The sequence below is a fragment of the Chryseobacterium sp. S90 genome (assembly GCF_047444895.1).
Taxonomy (GTDB): domain Bacteria; phylum Bacteroidota; class Bacteroidia; order Flavobacteriales; family Weeksellaceae; genus Chryseobacterium.
Genome location: NZ_JBLGCX010000004.1, coordinates 63,890 through 87,525, shown reverse-complemented (window position 1 = coordinate 87,525; position 23,636 = coordinate 63,890). Strand labels below are relative to the sequence as shown.

Annotated in this window: 16 protein-coding genes; 3 read left to right on the top strand and 13 right to left on the bottom strand. The window is 37.5% G+C overall.

The window, feature by feature from the left end; translation table 11 throughout:
- Positions 1 to 69: 69 nt before the first annotated feature.
- From ACLMCG_RS12475 to ACLMCG_RS12415, 13 genes are all read right to left on the bottom strand, one after another.
- Positions 70 to 3,177, bottom strand: coding sequence for an amino acid adenylation domain-containing protein (locus ACLMCG_RS12475; RefSeq protein WP_413959786.1), 3,108 nt, complete (start codon positions 3,175 to 3,177; stop codon positions 70 to 72).
- A gap of 635 nt (positions 3,178 to 3,812) precedes the next feature.
- The gene (locus ACLMCG_RS12470; RefSeq protein ID WP_413959785.1) at positions 3,813 to 4,664 is read right to left on the bottom strand and encodes a hypothetical protein; all 852 of its coding nucleotides are present in this window, start codon (positions 4,662 to 4,664) and stop codon (positions 3,813 to 3,815) included.
- 80 nt (positions 4,665 to 4,744) lie between these two features.
- Positions 4,745 to 5,617 (bottom strand): helix-turn-helix domain-containing protein, encoded by an 873-nt coding sequence (locus ACLMCG_RS12465; RefSeq protein WP_413959784.1) that lies wholly within the window; start codon positions 5,615 to 5,617, stop codon positions 4,745 to 4,747.
- Positions 5,618 to 5,767: 150 nt separating this feature from the next.
- Positions 5,768 to 7,303, bottom strand: coding sequence for a YifB family Mg chelatase-like AAA ATPase (locus ACLMCG_RS12460; RefSeq protein ID WP_223598294.1), 1,536 nt, complete (start codon positions 7,301 to 7,303; stop codon positions 5,768 to 5,770).
- Positions 7,304 to 7,754: 451 nt separating this feature from the next.
- The gene (locus ACLMCG_RS12455) at positions 7,755 to 8,717 is read right to left on the bottom strand and encodes a T9SS type A sorting domain-containing protein (protein WP_413959783.1); all 963 of its coding nucleotides are present in this window, start codon (positions 8,715 to 8,717) and stop codon (positions 7,755 to 7,757) included.
- 43 nt (positions 8,718 to 8,760) lie between these two features.
- On the bottom strand, positions 8,761 to 10,122 hold the full coding sequence (locus tag ACLMCG_RS12450) for a porin family protein (protein WP_413959782.1): 1,362 nt from the start codon (positions 10,120 to 10,122) through the stop codon (positions 8,761 to 8,763).
- A gap of 28 nt (positions 10,123 to 10,150) precedes the next feature.
- The gene (locus ACLMCG_RS12445) at positions 10,151 to 10,717 is read right to left on the bottom strand and encodes an RNA polymerase sigma factor (RefSeq protein WP_413959781.1); all 567 of its coding nucleotides are present in this window, start codon (positions 10,715 to 10,717) and stop codon (positions 10,151 to 10,153) included.
- 100 nt (positions 10,718 to 10,817) lie between these two features.
- The gene (locus ACLMCG_RS12440; RefSeq protein ID WP_413959780.1) at positions 10,818 to 11,396 is read right to left on the bottom strand and encodes a DUF4840 domain-containing protein; all 579 of its coding nucleotides are present in this window, start codon (positions 11,394 to 11,396) and stop codon (positions 10,818 to 10,820) included.
- Between the two features lie 254 nt (positions 11,397 to 11,650).
- Positions 11,651 to 13,066, bottom strand: a complete 1,416-nt coding sequence (locus ACLMCG_RS12435) for an efflux transporter outer membrane subunit (RefSeq protein WP_413959779.1) — start codon at positions 13,064 to 13,066, stop codon at positions 11,651 to 11,653.
- Positions 13,053 to 16,211 (bottom strand): efflux RND transporter permease subunit, encoded by a 3,159-nt coding sequence (locus ACLMCG_RS12430; RefSeq protein ID WP_413959778.1) that lies wholly within the window; start codon positions 16,209 to 16,211, stop codon positions 13,053 to 13,055. The genes ACLMCG_RS12435 and ACLMCG_RS12430 overlap by 14 nt, the downstream gene beginning before the upstream one ends.
- A gap of 29 nt (positions 16,212 to 16,240) precedes the next feature.
- Positions 16,241 to 17,362 carry an efflux RND transporter periplasmic adaptor subunit gene (locus ACLMCG_RS12425; protein WP_413959777.1) on the bottom strand — a complete coding sequence of 374 codons (1,122 nt, stop codon included), beginning with the start codon at positions 17,360 to 17,362 and terminating at the stop codon, positions 16,241 to 16,243.
- 270 nt (positions 17,363 to 17,632) lie between these two features.
- The gene (locus tag ACLMCG_RS12420; protein ID WP_223598286.1) at positions 17,633 to 18,397 is read right to left on the bottom strand and encodes a LytR/AlgR family response regulator transcription factor; all 765 of its coding nucleotides are present in this window, start codon (positions 18,395 to 18,397) and stop codon (positions 17,633 to 17,635) included.
- Entirely contained in the window at positions 18,394 to 19,512 is a 1,119-nt protein-coding gene (locus ACLMCG_RS12415) for a sensor histidine kinase (RefSeq protein ID WP_413959776.1), read from the bottom strand. Before ACLMCG_RS12415 ends, ACLMCG_RS12420 begins: the two co-directional genes overlap by 4 nt.
- 228 nt (positions 19,513 to 19,740) lie before the next feature.
- On the opposite strand from ACLMCG_RS12415, the gene ACLMCG_RS12410 reads away from it, so the two are divergent.
- From ACLMCG_RS12410 to ACLMCG_RS12400, 3 genes are all read left to right on the top strand, one after another.
- Entirely contained in the window at positions 19,741 to 20,565 is an 825-nt protein-coding gene (locus ACLMCG_RS12410) for a universal stress protein (protein ID WP_223598284.1), read from the top strand.
- 378 nt (positions 20,566 to 20,943) lie between these two features.
- Positions 20,944 to 22,404, top strand: coding sequence for a tetratricopeptide repeat protein (locus ACLMCG_RS12405; RefSeq protein ID WP_413959775.1), 1,461 nt, complete (start codon positions 20,944 to 20,946; stop codon positions 22,402 to 22,404).
- A gap of 16 nt (positions 22,405 to 22,420) precedes the next feature.
- Positions 22,421 to 23,602: a lamin tail domain-containing protein gene (locus tag ACLMCG_RS12400; protein ID WP_413959774.1), complete on the top strand. Its 1,182-nt coding sequence runs from the start codon at positions 22,421 to 22,423 to the stop codon at positions 23,600 to 23,602.
- The last annotated feature ends 34 nt before the right edge of the window (positions 23,603 to 23,636 follow it).

Below are 23,636 nucleotides of genomic sequence, written 5' to 3'. Positions count from 1 at the left end.
ATCATTGGTTACCATAATATGAAAAAGCCCAAACAGATTCTGTTTGGGCTTTGTTTCAACAATCAAATACTATTCAACCGGAATTCCAAGGTATGTCAAATAGGAATCCAGTACTTTTTTATCAAATACAGGTTCCTGAATACCTGAACCTTCCAGAAACTGAATCACATTGGAGCAATCCCATATGTAAGTATTCTGATAAAGCTCAACGGTAGATAAACCTTCATGCATATTGTCCCTGAAAAGGCTTGTCAATGGATATAAACGGTTTTTACTGTCATCTTCCCACTGTTTTCTCCATTCTTTATAAGGAAGATCTTTCAGGGTAAAAGGATAATACTTTTTCATGAGTCCAAAGAATCCTTCCAGCGTAAGATTGGTTTCCGGACGGGCAATCAGGTTGAATTTTTTACCTATTGCCTCTTTATTTTTCGTGATATGAGCCATAGATTTCGTCATATAATCTACTGTGATAAGGCCTTCTCTAAGCTCAGTCAATGCTGGATAAGATTTAAATTCTATACAATTTTTCACCAAGCCTGACCACCATTGATAGGAAGCGCTTGCTCCTGTTTCACTGTGACACATTGCATATCCAAGACGATAAGTAATTAATGGCAAGCCTTCTTTTGCGGCCAGGTCTGCGACAGCTTCCATTACCCATTTGCTTCTTACATATCCAATATCTTTGCTTACAGACATTAAGTTCTGTTCAATATCATCGGACTCCAGCATTACCGTTTTTCCTGTAAACACATGCCCCCAGCTGTATACCGAAATGGTAGACAACAAAGCAAGGCATTTCGTTCTTTCTGCTCCGGCCAATTTGATGATTTCTCTTAATCCTTCTACATTCGGGGCTTTCATGTAAGAATAAGGCTCAATGAAGTTTACCGAACTTCCTGAATGGTAAATCAGATCCGTTTGTTTTGCCAGTTTTGTGAATATTTCTTCTGACAGCCCCAATGCCGGCAATGCCAGATCTCCGATCACTGGAATAATTCTCGATTTCTGTTCTTCTTTTTGAGGAATGTGATATTGTTTAAAGCATTTGTCTATCTTTTCCATCGCGTGAAATTGATCCTGAGCTCTTACAAGGCAGTAGATTTCAGCATTTGTAGTATCTAAAAGATCCTGCAAAAGATGAATTCCCACAAATCCGGTTACTCCTGTTAAAAATATTGTGTTGGGGTTTTCTACTTGTTTAGGATCAAACCCTCCTGCAAAAACAGTTCCGGGAGCAAGATAGACATCTTTCTGCAAGGCAACGTAAGGCTCAACATCTTCTTTTGGGTCGGCTTCTCTTGTTTCTCTTGACCTCGCGATAAGAACTTCTGAAAGCTCCTGCAATACCGGAAACTGATAAATATCCCTCAGATATACTTTTACATCCAGTTTTCTTTGCAATGCCACGGCAACTGCTGCTACCAGAAGGGAGTTTCCACCGATATCAAAGAAATTATCTGTAATATTAATAATAGAACGCTCCAGAGCTGAAGACCATACATCTGCAACAATTCTTTCTGTCTCATTGGTAGGCGGCTCAAATGAAATGAGCTCTTTTGCTTCTTTATCTGCCAGATCTTTTAAAACATGGGTATCTGTTTTACCATTTGCCGTTAATGGAATTCTATCTATAAAAATAATCTGGGCAGGAATCATATAACCCGGAAGCTCTTCTTTCAATGCATTTCTAACTGATGAAATATCTTTCTCTGCATCAGGTTTTGAAACGATAAAAGCAATCAGATATTTACTGTTTCCTTCTGTATCCCTGCTCATGACCACAGCCTCATTGATCTCTTTCTGCTGAATCAATGTACGTTCTATTTCTCCTAACTCAACACGGAATCCACGAATTTTCACCTGATTATCTATTCTTCCCAGAAATTCAATATCACCATCAGGTTTCCATTTGGCAAGATCTCCTGTACGGTACAGTTTTTCTGTTTCCCGGAATGGATTATCAATAAATTTAGAATCTGTAAGCTCTTTATTATTAAGATATCCATTGGCTAAGATATTTCCCCCGATGCACAATTCTCCTACTGCCCCTACCGGCATCAATTCCATATTCTCATTTAAGATATAGGCTTTTGCGTTGGCAATGGGTTTCCCTATTGAAGAGACGTATTTCCCATTGATATCTTTCACTTTTTTAAATGTTGCAAATACAGTACATTCCGTTGGACCATAATAGTCTATCAGTTCATAGCTTAATTCCGTAGTAAGCACAGGTTTCAGTTTTTCACCTCCGGTAAAGAGATACTTCAATTTCAGATCATTATAATTTCTGGTATCGTTAACAACCGGCGGAACTAAAACAGAGGGAACAAAACCATGTGTAATCTGATTTCTCCTGTAGAAATCCACCAATGCATGAGCATCTGTTCTGTCTTCATTATCTGCTATAAATAAAGCAGCTCCGGCAGTAAGTGCCGACCAGATTTCCCAAACGGATATGTCAAATGCCAGTCCTGCTACGAGAGTCAGTTTTGAACTGTGATCTACGTGAAAATGATGGTTGTGCCAGGTTACCAAATGCTGGATAGCCAGATGACTTACCATTACCCCTTTTGGTTTTCCGGTAGAGCCTGAAGTATAAATCGTATAGGCTAAACTGTTCTGATGAATTTCAATTTCCGGATAAGCTGAAGACCAATGATTAAGATTCTCCCTACTGCTCAGGTCAAAGACTTTTGATCTTTCAGTTTCAGGTAGAAGGTTTTTAAGATTTTGATTTGTAATGATCGTATCAGCAGCGGTATCTGAAAGAATAAATTCTACTCTTTTAGCAGGATAAGCGGGGTCTATAGGAACGTATGCGGCGCCTGATTTGATCACGCCAAGAACAGCAACAATCCATTCTAGAGAACGGTCCAGCCAGATAGGAACATATTTACCTTCTTTAATTCCTTTACTCAATAACAGATTGGCGATCTGATTACTTCTCTGATCTAAATCACTGTACGTAATTTCCTGATCCTGATAAACAACGGCTGTTTTATCGGGGTGAAGGAGTGCCTGTTTTCGAAAAAGAGACTCTAGTGTTTCTTCATGATGATAGTCCCAGCCGGTCTTATTGAATCCATTTAAAAGTTTTTCTCTGTCTTCAGATGACAGTAATACCGCTGTACCTATTGACAAGGTTTCTAATGAGGGAATTATGTTTGACATAGTAATAATGTAATTTGGTTAAAAATTTTGCAATCAACTGCTTCTGTCTTCCATAGGTAATTTGAAACTATTAAAAAGCTGAAACAAAAGAGTATACGAGATAGCCACAGTTTATTGCTAAATATGTTTTTATAACAGTTTAAAAAAACTTAATAATACAGAAGCTTGAAACGATTAGCTCAATGAGCCGAGCGTAAGTAACGTTTAAACGTTATGTATTTCAATCGAAAAGATGGAAGAATAAGGTTTAGCCTATTCTTTTGAAGTTAAGAATGGCTCTACCCTGTATTTAAATATTTTATTTTCATAATTAAATATTTTTAATGATTTGGTAATCAAACTTAACATAATAAATTAACCTATGTGTTACATAATTACTATTATCTGTCACATCCTGAAATTGATATTGTAAAAGAAATCAAACAATAAAAAGACTGATTTTTAATTTGTTATGATTTTAAAGATGGCACTATCTTATTTACTTCCTTTGTTGATAGTCGATGTACCCGAATTTTCCAAGATTCCAGGCCCGGGAATGTCCGAATATAAAAAAGACTGTCTCACTTTTGAAACAGCCTCTCTTTTTTTTAACAGGTAAGCAACACAAGTGCTACCTACACAGTGTAATATTAATGCTAAAATTTACCATTATTATTCTTCCACTGTTCTTTCGGCAGAATCTTTTCTATTACGTCCCAATGTTCAGCAATTTTGCCGTTTTCAACCCTAAACAGATCATAGAAAGCATCATAATCATTACCAAAATATCCTTCACTTACTACCAATACAAAATTTCCCTGTCCCAAAACCTGATGGATTTTATTATATTTTATGGAAATTCCTTGTTCTGCCAATGCTTGTAATGTCGCTCCCAAACCAGAAACTTTATCAGGAATATTGGGATTATGCTGAATGTAATTGTCACCATCAAAATAACCTGCCAGCTTATCCATTTTACTGTTTACAAGGATATCGTCAACAAAGTTTCTTACAAGAGCTTTATTGGCTTCTGTTTTCTCAAGGTCTTTCACATCAATAGTTCCATCTATCATTGTATGTCCGCTAGGGTTGGGCTTTGATGGTGTTTCCTGGAGATTATCCCAATGTTCTACGATTTTACCGTCTTCAAAACGGAAAATATCAAAACCTATTTTAGGACCAAAAAAATTATAGTCTGTCTGAGTAAAAACATAGTTTCCATCTTGAAAGCTACGTACGGTATTAACTTTGGCAGAATTAGGAGGTAACTGCTGCAAAAGCTCTCCAAAACCAGCTAATCCGTCAGCAACAGCCAGATTATGTTGAATATATTTATTGGGGTTAATGTAACTTACAGGTTCTGTTGCTCCTGTTTCAATGCTTTTTAAAAGTGCAACGACTTTGTCTTTGTTTGAAGGTTCCATATTTTTTTCTTGTTTTAAAGTGTTTTCATTGTCACATGATATCAATCCTAATCCGGCAATTAACAGTAAGGCTGTTATTTTCATAATTCTTTGATTTTATTAGCACAAAGTTCTGATTTTCACAGCGCTTCCAAAAGGTAGATATGGTCTTTTAAATGATACTTTTACTCTGTTGTAAAAGATTTCCGAAACTCAACAGGAGTTCGGGTATCATGTTTTCTGAAGTATTTTATAAAGTTTGTTAACTCTTCAAACCCAAGTCTGTAACTGATTTCTTTAACACTTTCATTGGTGTAGGCTAGCAGCCTTTTAGCCTCAAGCATTACTCTTTCATCAATGAGCTGTTTGGGTGATTTGCCCAGTATTTTAGAAGTTGCCCTGTTCAGGCGCTTATCAGTAATATACATTTCTATTGCAAAACTGCTGACTTGTTTACGTTTCATATAATTCTCTTCAAGGATATCCTTAAATCTGATGACATAATCCAGATCCGCATTCTTTTTGGGTTCACTAAAACCCATGCTGCTCCTTTCACGGTCAGACAATAAAAGGAAGTTATGTAAAAGATTTCTCAAAAGGTCTGGCTGAAAAGTGTCAGCAGGCTGCAAAAGCTCTCTTTCCATCAATTCAACAATGTCTGTGAATGTTTTTATATTGTCTTGGATCCTGATCTTTGATATAGACTTCAAGTCATTGAACAGCATCGTACTCTGTAAATATCTGGCCTGCTCCTTTGTTTTAGAAAAAAAATCATCTGTGAAAAGAATAACCAGCCCATCTAGATTTGTGCTTTCATCAAAGCTATGGATTTTGTGCTTACTCAGAAATAAGACTGTATTGGCACTGGTTTCTACAGGTTCAAAATCAATCAAATGAGTATTTCCGCCACTCTTAAACCAAAAAATATGATAAAAGTTTGTTCTGTGTGGCACGATTAACATTTTTTTACTGGTAGTGTATAGATTCTTCAATTGAACAATCTCAAATTCAACAGGCAGACCTGCTTTAAAGGGATATCTTTTAATTTCATCTTTCATATAAATGCTTTTGCTAAGCCTTTATAGCCTATAATCTTTGAATCAACATTCATTCCATAAACTTTAATCCTTACGGTGTTTTTTTGAAGTAAAAATAGCGAATATACTATTTTGAAAATCTGACATATTATAGAAAAAAGCATAGGATCATCATCCATTCCAGAATTCCCGGTCCAGACTTCTGTACTGTATGGCTTCAGAAATATGATGGGACAGAATATTCTCAGATTCTTCCAGGTCAGCGATTGTTCGGGCAACTTTCAGGATTCTGTCATAAGCTCTTGCTGAAAGATTAAGTTTTTCCATTGCTAGCTTAATGAGCCCGAAAGAGGTTTCATCCAATTCACAAAAGGCCTCAATTTCTTTAGGTCCTATTTGGGCGTTGCTACTGATATTGAGGTTTTGGTATCTTTTATTCTGAATATCTCTGGCTTTCAGTACACGATTTCTGATGTCCTTGCTTTTTTCTCCTTTTCTTTTTTCAGAAAGCTGTTCAAACTCTACTTTCTGCACTTCAATATGAATATCAATTCTGTCCAAAAGCGGTCCTGAGAGCTTATTCATGTACCGCTGCATTTCATAAACAGATGAGGTATTGTTAGGATCATCGGGAAAGAATCCGCTTGGGCTTGGATTCATAGAGGCGACCAACATAAAACTTGCAGGATAATTTACGGTAAACCGGGCTCTTGAAATGGTCACTTCCCGGTCTTCCAGAGGCTGTCTCATCACTTCGAGTACCGTTCTTTTAAATTCCGGCATCTCGTCAAGAAATAAAACGCCGTTATGTGCAAGGGAAATCTCACCGGGCTGCGGGTAACTTCCGCCTCCTACTAAGGCAACATCTGAAATTGTATGATGGGGAGATCTGAAGGGACGAACAGTCATCAGTGAAGCTTCGGTTCCAATTTTTCCGGCTACGGAGTGAATTTTTGTTGTTTCTAAAGCTTCTTTCAAAGTTAATGGAGGTAAAATACTGGGAACTCTTTTAGCCAGCATGGTTTTCCCGCTTCCCGGAGGACCGATAAGAATGATATTGTGCCCGCCTGCTGCAGCTACTTCCATGGCTCTTTTGGCTGTTTCCTGACCTTTAACTTCAGAGAAATCGAAAGGAAAATCATTGATCTTCTCATGAAATTCTTTCCGGGTATCCAAAACGCTTCTGTTAAGAGGTTTTCCTTCATTAAAAAAATCAATTACTTCTCTTATATTTTCTACTCCGTATACTTCAAGATCATTTACAATAGCTGCTTCTCTGGCATTCTGTATGGGAAGGATAATTCCTTTAAAACCTTCTTCTCTTCCTTGAATAGCAATGGGTAAAACTCCTTTGATGGGCTGCAGACTTCCATCGAGAGAAAGCTCACCCATAATAATATAATTCTCAATTTCCTCTGCCAGAATCTGATCTGAAGCCGCTAAAATACCAATCGCAATACTCAGATCATAGGCAGAACCTTCTTTTCTGAGATCTGCCGGAGCCATATTGATGGTAATTTTCTTCCCGGGAATTTTATATCCTACGTTTTTCAGTGCTGCTGAGATTCTATAGCTGCTTTCTTTAATTGCATTATCGGGAAGACCTACCAGATGGTATCCTACTCCGCCGGTATCTACATTCACTTCAATTGTTATTGTCTGTGCAGCCACTCCATGAATGGCACTTCCATAAATTTTAATCAGCATGGTGTGTTTTTGAAGTAAAAATAATCAATATACTATTTTGAAAATCTAATGTTTACATGAATGATATTCTAGCTGATTGGATATATTAAAAAAGATATTACGAAAACAGGTGCTTAAGTTCTATGTCAGCTGGGTAAAATGATAATAAAAAATCGGTACAAATAAATTTGTACCGACCCAACCATTATTAAAAACTAACGAAAGAGATTATTTCATCTGAATTCCGGATAAAATACGTAGTGCGAGTCAGGAAGCCGGATGCCTGAAAGAGAGAACTCCTTTTGGGGGTAATTATGACGTCATTAGATTAACAAGGATGAAATGTATCTATTGAGCGTAAAGTATTAAAATAAATTACTCTAGTTCTTCTTCAATACAAGGCAAATCCCTCCTCTGACATCCAATCTTCCTTCCCACAATCAATATTTTAGCACATTCAGACTATGTAATCCTATTTCTTTATAAATCTATTTTTATATTCTTTTCCATCTGCACTTTTAGAAACAATAATATAGTTTCCTGGTACCAGCTGGCTTACATCAATTGGCTGATTATACTGATGGTCATTTTTCTTCAGAACCAATTTTCCGGACATATCTATAATGATGACCTCTTTATAGATTTTATCTGATTCTTTTCCGATATAAAGGTGCTGCGCTGTAGGATTGGGATAGATTTTCAGATTATTGTCTTTAGTCTTCACCTCTCCTGTTCCCAGATTGCTGCAGAAGTCCCAGTCCCCGAAATTCACTTCCACAAAAGCAAACGGATCCAGCATCTGACATTGATCCGGACAATATTCTGTACAGGCATAAAATCCGTATTTTCCGGAACTTGTCGCCACATAAGTATCTCCTACCACTCCAGGAATAATACAAGGATCTCCTACTACCGGCGGGTTACTGCCTGGTACACATCTGAACCAGGTATGCTTACCGTATACAACCGGAAATATATTATCAAATTGTACAGAAGCACCGTTGCACACATTCACTATTCCTCCATTATCCTGATACGTTCCGGGAGTGTAGGTTGTCATCATAGCCGGAAGACCATATACAAATCCATCAGCAAATACCGCAGTACTTTCCGCGATACAGTCACCATCTGTAACTTTAACTTTAAAATAATTCAGCTGGTCATTACCACTAACGGTTAACTGCTGTGATGTGGCTCCCTGAATGGCTACCCACGGGTTATTATTGGGTGTCTGCCAGGTCCATTCCTGTTTGTACCATTGATAAGTTCCATACGTCTGTGTGGTAGAAATTATTTCATCTTCCACGTCACAGAACAAGATGGTTCCCGGATATTTCTGTCCAAGTCTCGGGCTGGTAATTGTAGGGGTACACTGTGCTTTTATATCCAGAATACTGGATAATAAAACCACTAAAAAAATTAGTTTTGTTTTCATATATTAGATTATTAAGTGTGATTTGGTCTAAAAATCTTCTACATTAATCCAGCAGCACTCTGATCCCGAATTTCATATTAAAATGAAAAGGTTTCTCTTTATAAATGGTATTAGGAGCATTTTCTTCCTTGAAATGATATCCTATTCCCGGCTCTGCATAAATTCCAACTTTGTCTATGACCTTCAGCTGAAATCCTACTGCGGTGTTAACAGAAAACTGTAACGGCTTATGATCAAGTCGTTCCTTTGAACTATCCTTTATTTCATCATTCACTACATAGGTTGTTGTAACACTTCCCGACACAGGTTTTTCCACGAGTGCTCCTCCTGTGATATATCCTGTAAAACGTCCTTTCTGAATGACATTATAGTTGACCTGAACAGGAATTCCTATGTAATGAACCGTCTGATCTCCTTTAATATAATTGTTTTCCGTTCCTGAATGCAGTTCGGAAGCCAGTTTGGTATAGTTCAACCCGGTTCCTATTCCCCACCTTTTTCCTAAATTGTAGTAAAGGGATAATCCGAACGTAACCGGTACTTTATGTCTGATCCTTGCTTCTACCGGTTGACTTTGATTTGCCAGTAATACGGCAGTCAGAGGATCATCATGGTACTCGGAAGTACTCCATACCTGCTCCACATTCATTGCTTTTCCAGTGATGGAGGCATACCCCGGAAACTGCTGCTCTGCAGAGTTGGAAGCAACATTCCCTGTAAGCATACTCAACATCCAGGATTTTTTGTCACGGGATTTTGCAGTATGTTTTGTATTCTCAGCGTACACTTCTTTTACTTCTTCCTGTTTGAAAAGAACCTCATCAGGAATCTTTTCTATGATTGGTTCTTTTACTGTATCATCAGCAGGAGATGATTTCTGAGCAATCTTGCTCTCCTGATGAAAAGATTCCGCAGCAGCCGGAAGTTTGATGATTTCCTGAATATTCTGATTATTTCCGACTCTGTTTTTTTCTTCAGTATTAAAATATTTCTGTGTTGGTATTTTCTTGGAAACAACTGTATTCAATAAGTTTTCAGCTAAAGAAGACTCCACTCCGGATTCTGCTTTACTGCCTGAGATGTTCTCCGTTTCCAGAGGATTCAAAGAATTCTTTTCCTTTTCTTTTTTAGCATTTGCCGGTTTCTGAGACAGGGCTTTGTCTGTATCATTCTGTGGCAGTATTTTCGTCAGTAAAAAGAGTAATGCAATGGCTGCAGCAATACCTCCGAGACGATAGAATAAAGATTTTTGTCCTGCACCCGCTCCTTTTTCTTTCTTACCCGCTCCGCCTTCATGAATTTCAGGAATAAACCCTGGAATGCTGTTGTTTTCGTCCTCGGAGAATAATTCACCTTTGATGTCATCCCACAATCCTTCCGGAACGTCCTCTTCATGGTCATCCATTCGGCTACGCAAGTTATTTAGCCATTCATTATTCATATTGTGCTTTTTTTGACATTTTAAATTCTTTTATTTTCTGAACAAGCAGTCCTTTTGCACGGTGAAACTGAGATGCAGAAGAATTTTCTGCAATTCCCAGCAGCCCGGCAATCTCCTTATGGCTTTTTTTCTCAAATACAAACAGGTTGAAAACAGTTCTGTACCCATAAGGAAGAGATTTTATCATCATCATAATGTCATCACGCGGAATCTCTTCAAAGTCCGGCTCTTCTTCATTAGGAATATCCGGAAGATCATCTACTTCTACCGCAGATTTGAAATCTCCTTTCTGTTTGATATGTTTCAAAGATTCATTGACAGTGATACGCGTCATCCAGGCTTTCAAAGAACCACTTCCCCTGTACTCAAAAGATTCTATCGAACGGAACATTTTGATAAAACTGTTTTGGAGTACATCATGAACATCTTCTCTCTCAGCCACATAACGGGAGCATACATAGGTCAGATTTCCGGAATAAGCTCCAAAAAGCTCTTTCCAGGCGGCTTCCTCCTTCTTCAAAAGGTGCTTTACCAAAATCTGTTCTTTACTTTCTTCCATATAATGCTGCTGCCGTATCCTGTTGGATATTATAAAACTGTCAGGCAAAAATAGATTGCATCTTATCAAAGTGCAATCCATTTGTGATAATATCTATTAATTAATTTTTTATACAGAATGGAAAATTATAATCAATAACAGTATAAGGAGTAACCAGCGTACCATCTACTGTAATTTTTTCTGCTGTTAGCGCATACCTAAGCGTCTGATCCAACCCTACATAATATCCTTTTTGCTTTGCTACAAATTCCACAACAGTCTTTTTATTAACACCGTCTACAGGAATCTGAAGTTCCATAGTCTTGGGAGCAAAAGTCAGTTCTATCACATTATTGCTTGTGTTAATCACTGCAGCATATTTAAGATCATACTTTACTTTTCCCATTGTTTTCAAAGCTGCTTCTGCTTTTGCCGGGTCTTTCACTACTGTTTTTACAATTTCTGTAATTGGAAATTCAGCAAATGAGATGGTATCTTTCTTCACTTTGAACTCTTTTATCCCTTCTCTTTTACTGCTTCCCTGTATAATAATCAGTTTTCCTTTATAGTTCCCTGGTAAGTTTTCCATTTTTACAGGAGGAATATCCGGTCCTTCATTATCATTACATGAGGATAGGGCAAATCCTACCAAAACCATTAAAACTGTTATAAAAAATCGGGGTACTGTCAATCTTTTCATTGCATTATTTTTTTCGTTAAACATTAATTATTTTCGAGTACTCATCTATATAAATCTCACTTTTCAAAAATCTTGCATATATTTTTAAAAAAAAGATAAAATTTTTCATAAACCACTGATTTAATGAATATAAAAATTCATCACTCCTCTGCAAATTCCGGACCTTATGTTAAAATTGACTTGTATTTACCTTTAGAAATAACAAAAAAGGAAGCTATATGATGTAGCTTCCTTTACTATTTATCGTTTACATTTTATTGTACTCCTCCGCCAAGCGATCTGTACAGGTCTACTTCTGCATTTAACCTTTCAAGGGTTACATTAATGGCTTCCAGATCATTCTGAAGCTTATTATTCTGAGCTGTAATCACTTCAAGATAGGTTGCCATTCCGCTTTTATACAGCTTCAGTGCATCATTGATTCCTTTATCCAGAATGGCTGTTCTCTGTTCTAAAAGCTGCAGTCTGTCTGAAGAGCCTTTAGACTTGGCCATGGCATCGGAAACTTCACCCACAGCAGCCATTACAGATTGCTTAAAGTTGATCGCTGCTTTTTCCTGTTCAATCAAAGCGGTTTCATAAGCTGTTTTCAATTGTTTTTTCTGAAAAATGGGAGCTGCAAGATTAGCGGCAACTGCTTTGGTAATAGATCCGGGAATATCAAACCATGAGCTGAACTTATTGGAGTTAACTCCTATCTGCGGGCTTAAGCTGATACTCGGATACATGGCTGCTTTTGCTAATCCGGTTTTTGAATTCAGGCTGATAACATTAAATTCTGCCATTTTCAGATCCGGTCTGCGGCTCAATAATTGTGCAGGCAATCCTTCTGATAGTTTATTTTCAGGAATCATTGTTTTAAGGTTTCCTTCTCTTTCTATCTTCGACGGATATTCTCCGCAAAGAATGCTCAATGCATTTTCCTGAATGGAAATATTCTGTTTTGCCAAAGGAATCAACAGTTCTGCGGTTTTCTTTTGGGCTTCTGACTGCTGAACGGCCAATGAATTAATCTGCCCTGCTGTAAACTGCAGATTCATCATTTTAAGGGTATTGTCACTCAGCTCAATATTCTGCTCAGCTATTTTCAGCTGTTCATCAAGGCTGATAAGGTTGTAATACGCCTGAGCAACCTGAACCACAATCCTGCTTTTTATTGCATTCAGGTTTTCTTTCTGACCAAAATATTCTGCTGCTGCGGATTCTTTCTGCATTTTAGCTTTTCCCCAGATATCTATTTCCCAGGAAAGTCTTAAGGCAGCACTAAAGTCATCCATGTATTTTGTCCCCACAAACTGCTCATTCAGAGAACCGTTAAGGGTATTTTTGGAAGCCCAGCTTCTGTTGGCTCCTGCAGTGAGGTCCAGTGTTGGCATCAGTCCTAACTTAGCCTGTTTATAGATAAGATCCAGCTGTTCTATATTTTTCAGAGCAACGTTCACTTCATTATTTCTGGAAAGGGCTTTATCTATTAATCCAATCAGTTTAGGATCTTTGAAAAAGGTTTTCCATGGAAGCAGTACCGTATCTCCTGTTACCTGTACAGATTCTTTGTATGTTTCGGGAACCTGAAGGTCTGTTCTTGTATATTTTTTCCCTACGGCACAAGACATCAGCAGAGATGCCATTGCGCCTGAAATAAGGAAGTTCTTTATATTAAATATTCTCATTTGTCAGTTGATTTTCTATCGTATTGTACTTCTTTTTGGTAGAGAATTTCTCATCCAGATACTGGAAAAACATGTAGAGTACAGGAATTACAAAAACTCCTAAAACCACTCCACTCAGCATTCCCATGGCTGCACTTGTACTGATTGATTTGTTTCCTGAAGCCATTCCTCCTGAAGAAATCATCAGCGGAACCATTCCTACAATAAAGGCTAATGAAGTCATGATAATGGGACGTAATCTCGCTTTTGCTCCTTCCAGTGCAGAATCAATGATTGAAAGTCCGGCTTTTCTCCTTTGGATGGCAAATTCAACAATCAGAATTGCATTTTTGGCTAATAAACCAATAAGCATAATCAATCCTACCTGTACATAAATATTGTTATCCAAACCAATGGCTTTTATTCCTAAAAACGCCCCTACAATTCCCGTTGGGATGGAAAGCATTACTGCCAGAGGAAGGATATAACTTTCATATTGAGCTGCCAGCAAAAGATAGACGAAAAGCAAACATAAACCGAAGATAGCGATCGTCTGATTTCCTGCCGATTTTTCTTCCAAACTCAATCCTGTCCATTCGTAACTGTAGTCAGAAGGTAATTTGCTTAAGGTTTGTTCCAGTTTACCCATCAATTCTCCGTTACTTACTCCTGGCTTTGGAGACACGTTAATATTTAATGAATTATAAAGGTTATAACGCTGAACGGATTCCGGGCCATATACTTTTTTCAATGTAATCAAGGTATTTACCGGTACCATATCTCCTTTTTCATTCTTTACGAAAATATCATTGAAAGCCTGTTCATCCATTCTGAAAACACCGTCCGCTTTAATATTCACTCTGTAAAATTTCCCGAATCTTGAGAAATTCTGAGACTGGTCTCCTGAAAAATACGTTTGAACAGTTCCCAACAGATTTGAAATACTTACTCCTAATTGTTTTGCTTTATCTTCATTTACTTCAAGCTCCATCTGAGGATAATCTGCTCTGAACATCGTGTAGGCAAATGCTACTTCTGGACCCTGCATCAGCTGACCAATTAATTCATCTGCTTTAGCTTTAAGAACCTGAGGATCTCTACCCATACGGTCCTGAAGTACAATCTCTGCATCATTCGTCATTCCGTATCCTTCTACCGGAGGCATTCTGAAAGTCATCACACTTCCTTCTTTGATTACGCCTAATTTTGCACTGGCCATATCTACCACCTCCTGGATATCCTGTACTTCACCTCTTTCTTTTTTAGGTTTCAGCTTAACAAATCCCATGGCGTAAGCCGGTCCTGCACTGTTACTAAGGAGATTATATCCTGTAATGGAAGTGTTTTCCTTCACTGCATCTACTCCTTTTAAGATTTCATTGATCTTGTTGGAAACTTCCGTAGTTTTCGTCAATGCTGTTCCCGGAGGCATACTTAAAGTGTACATAAAGAAGCCGTCATCTTCCATTGGTACAAAACTCTTAGGGGTACTTGACATCAGCCATCCTGCAACACCAATAACGGCTACGATTAATCCTCCTGCAATCCATTTACGTCCTATTAAAAACCGAACTCCTTTCGCATAACGGTTCGTCATATTATTAAATCCTGCATTGAATGCTACCGCAAATCTTTGCCCGAATCCTTTTGGCTTTTTACCTTCTCCTGAGTGGTTGTTTTTCAAAAACACTGCACATAAAGCCGGGGTTAAAGTCAATGCATTAACCGCTGAAATGATGATTGCTATTGCTAATGTATAGGCAAACTGCTTATAAAACAATCCTGCTGAACCGGACATAAATCCGATTGGAATAAATACTGCAGACATCACTAAAGTAATGGAAATAACCGCTCCTGTGATCTCACTCATTGCTTTATGGGTAGCCTCTCTTCCTGAAAGGTCTGTTCCCTCCATATTACTGTGGACGGCTTCCACTACTACAATGGCATCATCTACCACAATACCGATGGCCAGTACAAGGGCAAAAAGCGTCAGTACATTGATGGTAAATCCTAAGACTAAAAGGAAGAAGAAAGTACCGATAATTGCTACAGGAACCGCCACTGCCGGGATAATCGTAGATCTGAAATCCTGTAAGAAGATAAATACTACGATAAAAACCAGGATAAATGCTTCTATTAAAGTAGATTTTACCTGACCTGTGGCTTCATCCAATCTTTCTTTGGTACTCATTACACTTGTGTATTTGATACCTGGAGGGAATGATTTTGATAGCTGATCAAGGGCTTTGTTTACCCCTATTTCAATCTGATTGGCATTGGATCCTGTAGTCTGCATGATGGCTACAGTAACTGCATTTTTCCCATTGGAAAGGTTATCTCCGGTATTTGAAATGGCTCCGAATTCTACACGGGCTACATCTTTAAGCCTGATGACCTGACTCCCGGTATTTTTAACAATAATATTCTCATATTGCTCCGGCTTATTCTTTTTCCCTTTGTATCGGATTACATATTCTAAGGCCGCATCAGATTCTTCTCCAAGTTTACCTGGAGCAGATTCCAAACTGTGGTCTGCAATTGCTCTTGAAACATCTGCCGGTTCCAGTCCGTAAGAGGACATTTTCTGAGGGTTAAGCCATATTCTCATGGAATAATCTTTCAATCCGAATACCATGGCCTGTCCTACTCCTTTTACCCTTTTGACCTGTGGAATAAGGTTAATATTCGCATAGTTCTGAAGGAAAGTTTCGTCATATTGTTTGTTGTCTTCCGTATAAATATTGAAAATCAACACCATACTGTTCTGCTGTTTAGAGGTAGTCAGTCCCATTCTGACAACTTCCTGGGGAAGTATCGGGGTGGCCTGCTGAACTCTGTTTTGCACATTTACAGCGGCCTGATCGGCATTTACTCCCTGCTTGAATATAATGGAAATGGAGAATGTTCCGTCATTGCTCGCAGTAGATTTCATGTATTCCATGTCTTCCACTCCATTGATCTGTTCTTCCAATGGAGTTACCACGGAACGGATCACAGTCTCACTGTTTCCTCCCGGATAAGATCCTGATACGGTGATGGTAGGCGGAGAAATATCCGGGAATCTGGTCACCGCCAGCTGGTTTAATCCTATTATCCCTAAAATAACAATGATAAGGGATATTACCGTCGCCAGTACCGGACGGTCTATTATCTTTTTTAACATTTTTGAATTTTCTAAGAATGGTTATACAACTATTTCAAAGGAACTGTTGTGGCAACAACCTGTGCTCCATCGGTAAGGGCATCAATTCTGTTGACGGCAATCTTATCTCCCGCATTCACTCCTTCTTTGATAAAATAATCCTGAGACGTACTTCCTGAAACGGTAATCTGAGTCATTTTAACTTTATCCTTACCATTCAGTTTATAGACAAAGAATCTGTCCTGAATGTCTTTCACCGATGTTTTCGGAAGTTTGATCACACCATTCAATGCATTATGGATCATAACTCTTGCTGTTCCTCCGGCTCTTAATAATTTATCCGGATTTTGAAAAACAGCTTTCATCTGAATACTTCCGGTGTTTCTGTCGAAGTTTCCACTGGCATTTTCCAGTTTTCCTTTAAGAGAATAAGTGGATCCATCTGCAAGGATAAGTTCTACATCTTCTGTATTATTTCCTGATACCGCAGCTTTACTATGAGCGATAAAATCAGCTTCATTCATTGAAAAATATACATTCACACTGTTAATACTTGAAAGCGTTGTCAGTGGAGCTGCATCAGAAGGGCTGATAAGATTTCCTACTCTATTCGGAATTCTTCCTATGTATCCGCTCACAGGAGCTTTAATGTAAGTAAAATTGGCATTGATCTTTGATGAACCTAAAGAAGACTGTGCCTGTGCTACTTGTGCTGAAGCGGCTTTATAGCTTGCCTGCGCTGTTTTAAGCTGCATATCGGAAACCACTTTTCCTTCCACAAGAGGTTTTAGTTTTTCGACTTCCAATCTTGCTGTTTCCTGGGCTGCTATAGCCGATTTCAGCGCGGCTTCATTGGTATTTACCTGCTCGTTGTATACTGAAGGATTTATTCTGAAAAGGGTCTGTCCTTTACTTACATACTGTCCTTCTTTGATATATACTGCTTCCAGATAACCTGTTACCTGTGCTTTAATATCTACATTATCCTGTCCTTCTATGCTTCCCGGATATCCTGTAGACACATCCGCATCTCCGGATTTCACCTGGATAAAATCTGTAGGTAATGCCTGCTGCATCTGCTGGGCATTTTCCTGACCATTCCCGGAACCGCACGAATACAGTATTGCTGCTGCCATAAGTGAAAGTACCAGATATCCTTTTCTGTAATTCATAATATGAGTTTTTAAATTTTACAGGAGCAAAATAACTTCATATAATAAGGATATTCATTCAGAAGTTGGGTGAAGCGTAGTTAATCGGGGGTGAAGCGTATGATAGTAAAAATGAAAGGAAAACAGCTTTTTTTTCCTATAATTGTGACGAAAAAGAGATTTTTGGGATAAAATAAGTGCTTAATCGCTAAGGATAAAATAACCAATTTCACAAGTAAAGCAAAAAAAAGACTGCTTTGTCTAAAAAGCAGTCTCGTTTGTATTTTGAGATTAATAATCCATCCAGGATTTGAATATAGAAGCTTTTTCACGACTTACAATCACTTCCATATCAGGCTGCTTTCTCAATTCCAGCTTCAGTTTTCCGTTAAAATGATTAAAAATCTGTTTTACTGAATTAATGTGAATGATAAATTGCCTGTTAGCCCTGAAAAAGAATTTGGGATCCAGCTGTTTTTCAAGTTCTTCCAACGTTTGGGGAACATTCTCTACAACTCCGGTATTCAGCATGGCTTTACTGATTCCCAATTCGGTATAAAAGTATAGGATATCTTCTGCCAGAACGGTTTTATATCCGTCTCTATGGGCGATGAGAAAACGTTTTCTGTAATCTTTAGGCTGGATATAATTCAATAATCCTTCAATAGCTGTTCCTACTACCGGAACGGCTTCCATAAAGGTTTCATAACGTTTTAAAGCGGCATCCAGCTCTTCTTCTTCAATAGGTTTCAGAAGGTAATCTACACTGTTGTATTTAAATGCCTGTACTGCATATTCATCGTATGCTGTGGTGAATATAACTGCACTTTTCACCTCATGCTTGTTGAATATTTCAAAGCTGAGCCCATCTGCAAGACGAACATCCATCATGATGACATCCGGAACGACATTATTTTCCAGCCAGTGTACTGTTGAGGTAATCGAGTCTTCTACAGACAGGATTTCGATATGGGGTCTTAACTTCAACAACAGTCTTTTCAACCTATCGGCATTGGGTCTTTCATCCTCAACTATTAAAATCTTATTAATCTTCATATCAATGGAAGTTTTACAATAAATTTATCTTCAGTTTTTTCAATCACAGGTTTAGGATATCCTAAGATTTCGTATCGCGCAACAATGTTGGTAAGTCCTACTCCTGAGGAATCCGGCTTATTGATCAAAGGCAGGAATGTATTGGATACCACCAGCTCGCCATCAGAGTTTGTATAAACCTGTATTTCCAAAGGATTCACCTTTGAAGTTTGATTATGTTTAATGGCATTTTCAACCAATAATTGTAAAGATAACGGAAGGGTGTACATGGATCTGTATTCTTCTTTAATATCTATTTTAAAGACAACGCCTTCACCAATTCTTTTTTCGATCAGAAAGATATAGGATTCTAAAAATTTCAGTTCCTCTTCTACTATAATGATGTCTTTTTTGGAATTGACCAACAGATATCTGTATACTCTTGCAAACTTCTCTGAATATTCATAGCCTAACTGCTGATCTTCCAGAATAAGTTCGGACAGTACACTTAAATTGTTGAAAATAAAATGAGGATCAATCTGCAGCTTCAGCGCCTGAAGTTCTGCGGCCATGGCAGCCTGTTTATGTTTAGATGCCCTTATTTTATGCTGAGCGGCTTCTACGGCAGTTTTTTTCCAGTTTTCCAATAAATAATCCACGGTATTAAATGCACTGATAATCAATGATATCACAATATTTGTTGCGATCCACTGTCCCAGCAGAGTATATTCTTTTCGGGAATCCATCTCGGGTAATGTGACTGAGGTACCGTCTACAATTGCATTGATGATAATCACAATCATGACACTTCCCACAATCTGAAGCAAGCACTGAATAAGCAGTCGCTTTATAGTTCTGTCTCTCCAAGGCAAAAGTTTATTAAGTGTTCTGTCAATAAATATACTAACCTCGGAAATGAGTATAGAAAAAAAGATAATCCATGAAGCATCTTCCAGAATCATCTTTAGCGGAGCATCAAGATAGCCCTTCCAAACGGGATCAAAGGGATCAATAAGGTAGGAAAAAACACAGAAAGTGATTACTGCTACTGCCCAAATCACGAGCCTTCTTTTCATGGTAGAAAGAATCTTCTTATTCCGTACTATATTTTTCCTGATGGTAGAAATCCTATTCATATCCGGGAGTTGTGAATGTAAATATAGAAATAGATTTTATATGAGTATTCTCTATTTTAAACGAGACCGCCAAAACCGCCCCTGAAACGTAAAATAGCAGCGTTCAAATGAATGTTACGGTTCATCACCTGAAAAAGACATTTCATCATCATTTTATGCAACATCACCCTATTTTTACGATAAGACAACATCTGTCTATCATAGTTTTGCAGTATTAAATCCGGTACAATGAAAACAATAATTGTCTGCACAGATTTTTCTCACGAAGCTGAAAATGCTACTCATTATGCAGCATCTATGGCTAAAGAAAATAAATACACAATCGTACTTTTTAATCTGCAAACCATTTCTATACATGCTTTGAATGCACAGGCTTCGGCAGATTTTTTCTACACCCAGACCCTTAAAAATCAGAAAAAACTTGAAGACAAGGCAACCGAACTTAAAACACTTTATTGTATAGAAGCAACGCATCATCTGGCTTCCGGAAATTTCATGGAAGAGCTTGAAAACTGCATGCAGATCCACGAATGTGATTTTATCGTCATGGGAATGGCCGAAAAAACTTTGGAACAAAAGCTTTTGGGCAACAGCGTAACAAGAGCTATTCACAGAATTAAAAGACCAATATTAATTGTTCCTTCCCACATAGAATATACAGGAATCAGGAAAATCCTTTTTGCCTATGATACTCATAAAAGCATGACCTGGACCGCAATGAACGACATTTATTATTTCATTAATGAGTTTAATGCCGAGATCGAGGTATTCAATGTAAGTGAAAGCTTAGAAGATTTCACGGAGGTTATTCATGATATTGACCTGAATTCCGGATATGATCTGGATGATATTAAATACAGTTTTAAAATGATTCAATCCATCGAAGTCATCAAGGCTATTGAGGAGGAAATCAGACTGACAAATCCGGATCTGCTTACGATGGTTCCCTACAAATACAATCTTGTAGAATCTCTTTTCCATCGTAGCAAAACAGCTATTATGGCCTATAAAAACAAAGTACCATTACTATCAATTCCACTCAATATAGATTAAGATCAATAAAAATCTGAACACATTTAAATTATCCTTTTTTGCCTTTAAAGGCTAAATTTTACACTTAATCTTGTTTGACAGGACCGGAAAAATAATTTCCGGCCCTGTTTTTATCCTTAATTTTTAGCTTTTATGATTAAACTGAAATACATATTATCCTAATTCGGAGGTACAAATTAAAAAAAATCACAATATTTAATTTTTAATATATATTGAAATATTTTAAAAATTATAAAACAAAATAAACTTATGATTTTTATATCAATCTTTATAATACAAAAACAATTGTTTTACATCAATAAAAACCCATCACATTCAATCTCTAAACAATATTTTTTTCTCAAAATACTATTTGCAGATTAATATTTTTTACTACATTTGTCACCGTTAAGGGAAGGCAAACGATTAGAGTTTATTAAAGTTAAACCGAAAGATGAGGCCTATTATTTAGTAGTAGTAACCTACCTTCCCTTTATTTTTTTAAGAAACACTAATTTCCACGAATCCATGGTTTCCAGAAAACGATTCTTGCAACTTTCAGCATTGAGTGCTGGCGCGTTGCTTATTCCTTCTTATTTTTTTTCCAAAAACTCTCCTAGTCCACAAAACTCTCTAACTAATGATGATGTCAACACTCTTCTTAAGAACGCCAAGGCATTCTGCAAAGAGAAAAAATGGGCAAAGGCAAAAGGAAAATATGAACAGATAATATCCAGCCGACCACAGGAGGCAAGAGCCTATGACGGATTACGGCGATGTATTTTTCAAAAGCCTAAACAGGAATCTGCTTATCTTGAGATTTTAGAAAATGCCGTCCAAAAGTATCCTGATAATAAAGACCTGAAACAAAGGTTATACAGCCAGTATATAAAAATGGCGACAGGAAATAAAAAAGTAAGCCGATTAAAAAACAGCAACCTCCTTTCCGTTGCCCAAAATAAGCTTTCTGAGCTTGCTTCTCGGTATCCTGAGGATCAAGCACTTCAACATCAGCTTGCCAAGGTGAATAAACTTATCTCCTTTAAAGCCGGAGAGATTCATCACAAGAAAAACCCCAACATAAAGCAGCAGCACAAGGAGAACCAAAAGCTTTTTAAAGCCCGGTTTGATCAGTTAACCAATGATGAGCTTTCTTCTAAACTTACTCTACTTAAGAATAAACCTTATAAAAAAGAAAGAGAAAACCATATAAGAGAACTCTATCTTATTCTTATTAAAAGGAATGTAAAAAATCATAGCTCTGATCAAGCTATTCAATTTGCTAAAGAATATCATAGCCTCTATCCTAAAGACCGTTCAGCAGTTTATTGGACAAGAAGATTGGGTAAACAAAAGAGAGACTTCCAAACCCTCTTATCCATGGAAGAAAAAAACCATCAAATAAGACAGAATTTCTGGAGTGCCACTTCATATTTTAATGCTGCAAAAAAGCATCAGCCATCAAATACCCAAAAGCTCCAAATACTTCTTTCTGAAATGGAGCAAAAGAAAACAGATGAAAACCAGGAATTTGTTCTTCAATGTAAAAAAACAGATTTTTATCTGCTACAAAATCAAACCACTGAGGCCGAAAACAATATTAATTCTTTACTTAACAAAAAATCAGGAATCAGGAATACATCTGTTATAGACTCTGTTAATATTCTTGTTATTAAATATCTAAAAAAAACAAATCAGGAACACTTAACCCAAAAATATCTTTATCTGGTCATCAATGCAAAAGATCTTACTACCAGCTCCGATCCCTGGGAACAGAAAATAGCACAGCTTAATCAAAACAGAAACTTTTCCCAATCTTCTCATCTTGAGAAACTGCAAAAATTTTTAAATAAAGTATAATTTCTCCTAACCAACCATGAAAAAACAATTATTTGGAGGGGTACTTATATTATTCCCCCTTCTATCTTCTGCTCAGCTTGTCATCACTGAGGTTTACAGAGATACCCCTTATTCGGAATACATAGATGTAAACTATGGTCCTTACCAAAATCCTACCCCTGAACTATTTGAAAAGTTACGAAAAAGACATCGTGGGGAATTTATTGAAATTTTTAATGCCAGCGATACAGATCTTAATCTTAAAGACTGGAAATTAAGGGATAATGAAGGAAGTTTTGATCTGCCTGATAAAATCATAAAGTCTAAACAATTCATGGTCGTCGTTGCCAATAATAACTCAGGAGGTGATTATTTTCCTAGTTTTTTCTCCACCACTCAGGGCAAAGAGGACCAGATTATCTATCAGAATGTCATCAAGTTAAGCAATACTGACGAGACAATAGAGCTTATTGCTAAAAAGGTTGCCGGCCATAATTTACAGCAGGAAATGGTAGCTTCCGGGGTTTCTTTCCAGCAGAACGGCAATGGTATGGGAGTTTCTGTAGGTTTTGATGCCGTTTCCAATCCTAGTGTATTTTATGAAGTTAAAGACTGGCAGTATGATTATAATACTCCTCAGTTTCCCAATCCGCTAGTTGCCACTGTTATGCCTCCTGTTAAACCTCTGGAGGACTATGTAGGAAATATCTTAGCTCAGAATTATGATATTCTGACCTGGGACTCAAACGCGGGAGATCTTATTGATAATAAATGTGATATTACAATTCCTTATGTTACTCAATCTATTAACGTAGGACTTACTTCCGGAAGTAAAAGATTTAGCTTTGATGAGGGAGGAAACAGCTCTGCTATTAACAACGGACTTTTAAAAGCTAATACGGAATTATCTGAAACAGCTATGGCCAAAGAAGTTAATGCAGAGGATAATCTGGAGCAAATTAAAATGGCTATCCAGCTATCCCCCAACCCTACCACAGATATCGCCAATGTAAGTATTACAGGTGTAGCCCAAGGAAAAGTAACATCAGTTCAAGTATTCAGCGGAGCGGGGGCTCTTTTATTTACCAAAAATAATTTGCAGGATCCTGCGAATTTCAATTTCAGTTTCAGCTTAGGAAACCAGATTACCGGCATCTATGTAGCTAAGTTTACGCTAAACACAGGACAGGTTGTAGGTAAAAATGTTATGAAGCGCTAATAAAAAATTATTGACAGGCCATATTCTTTCATGG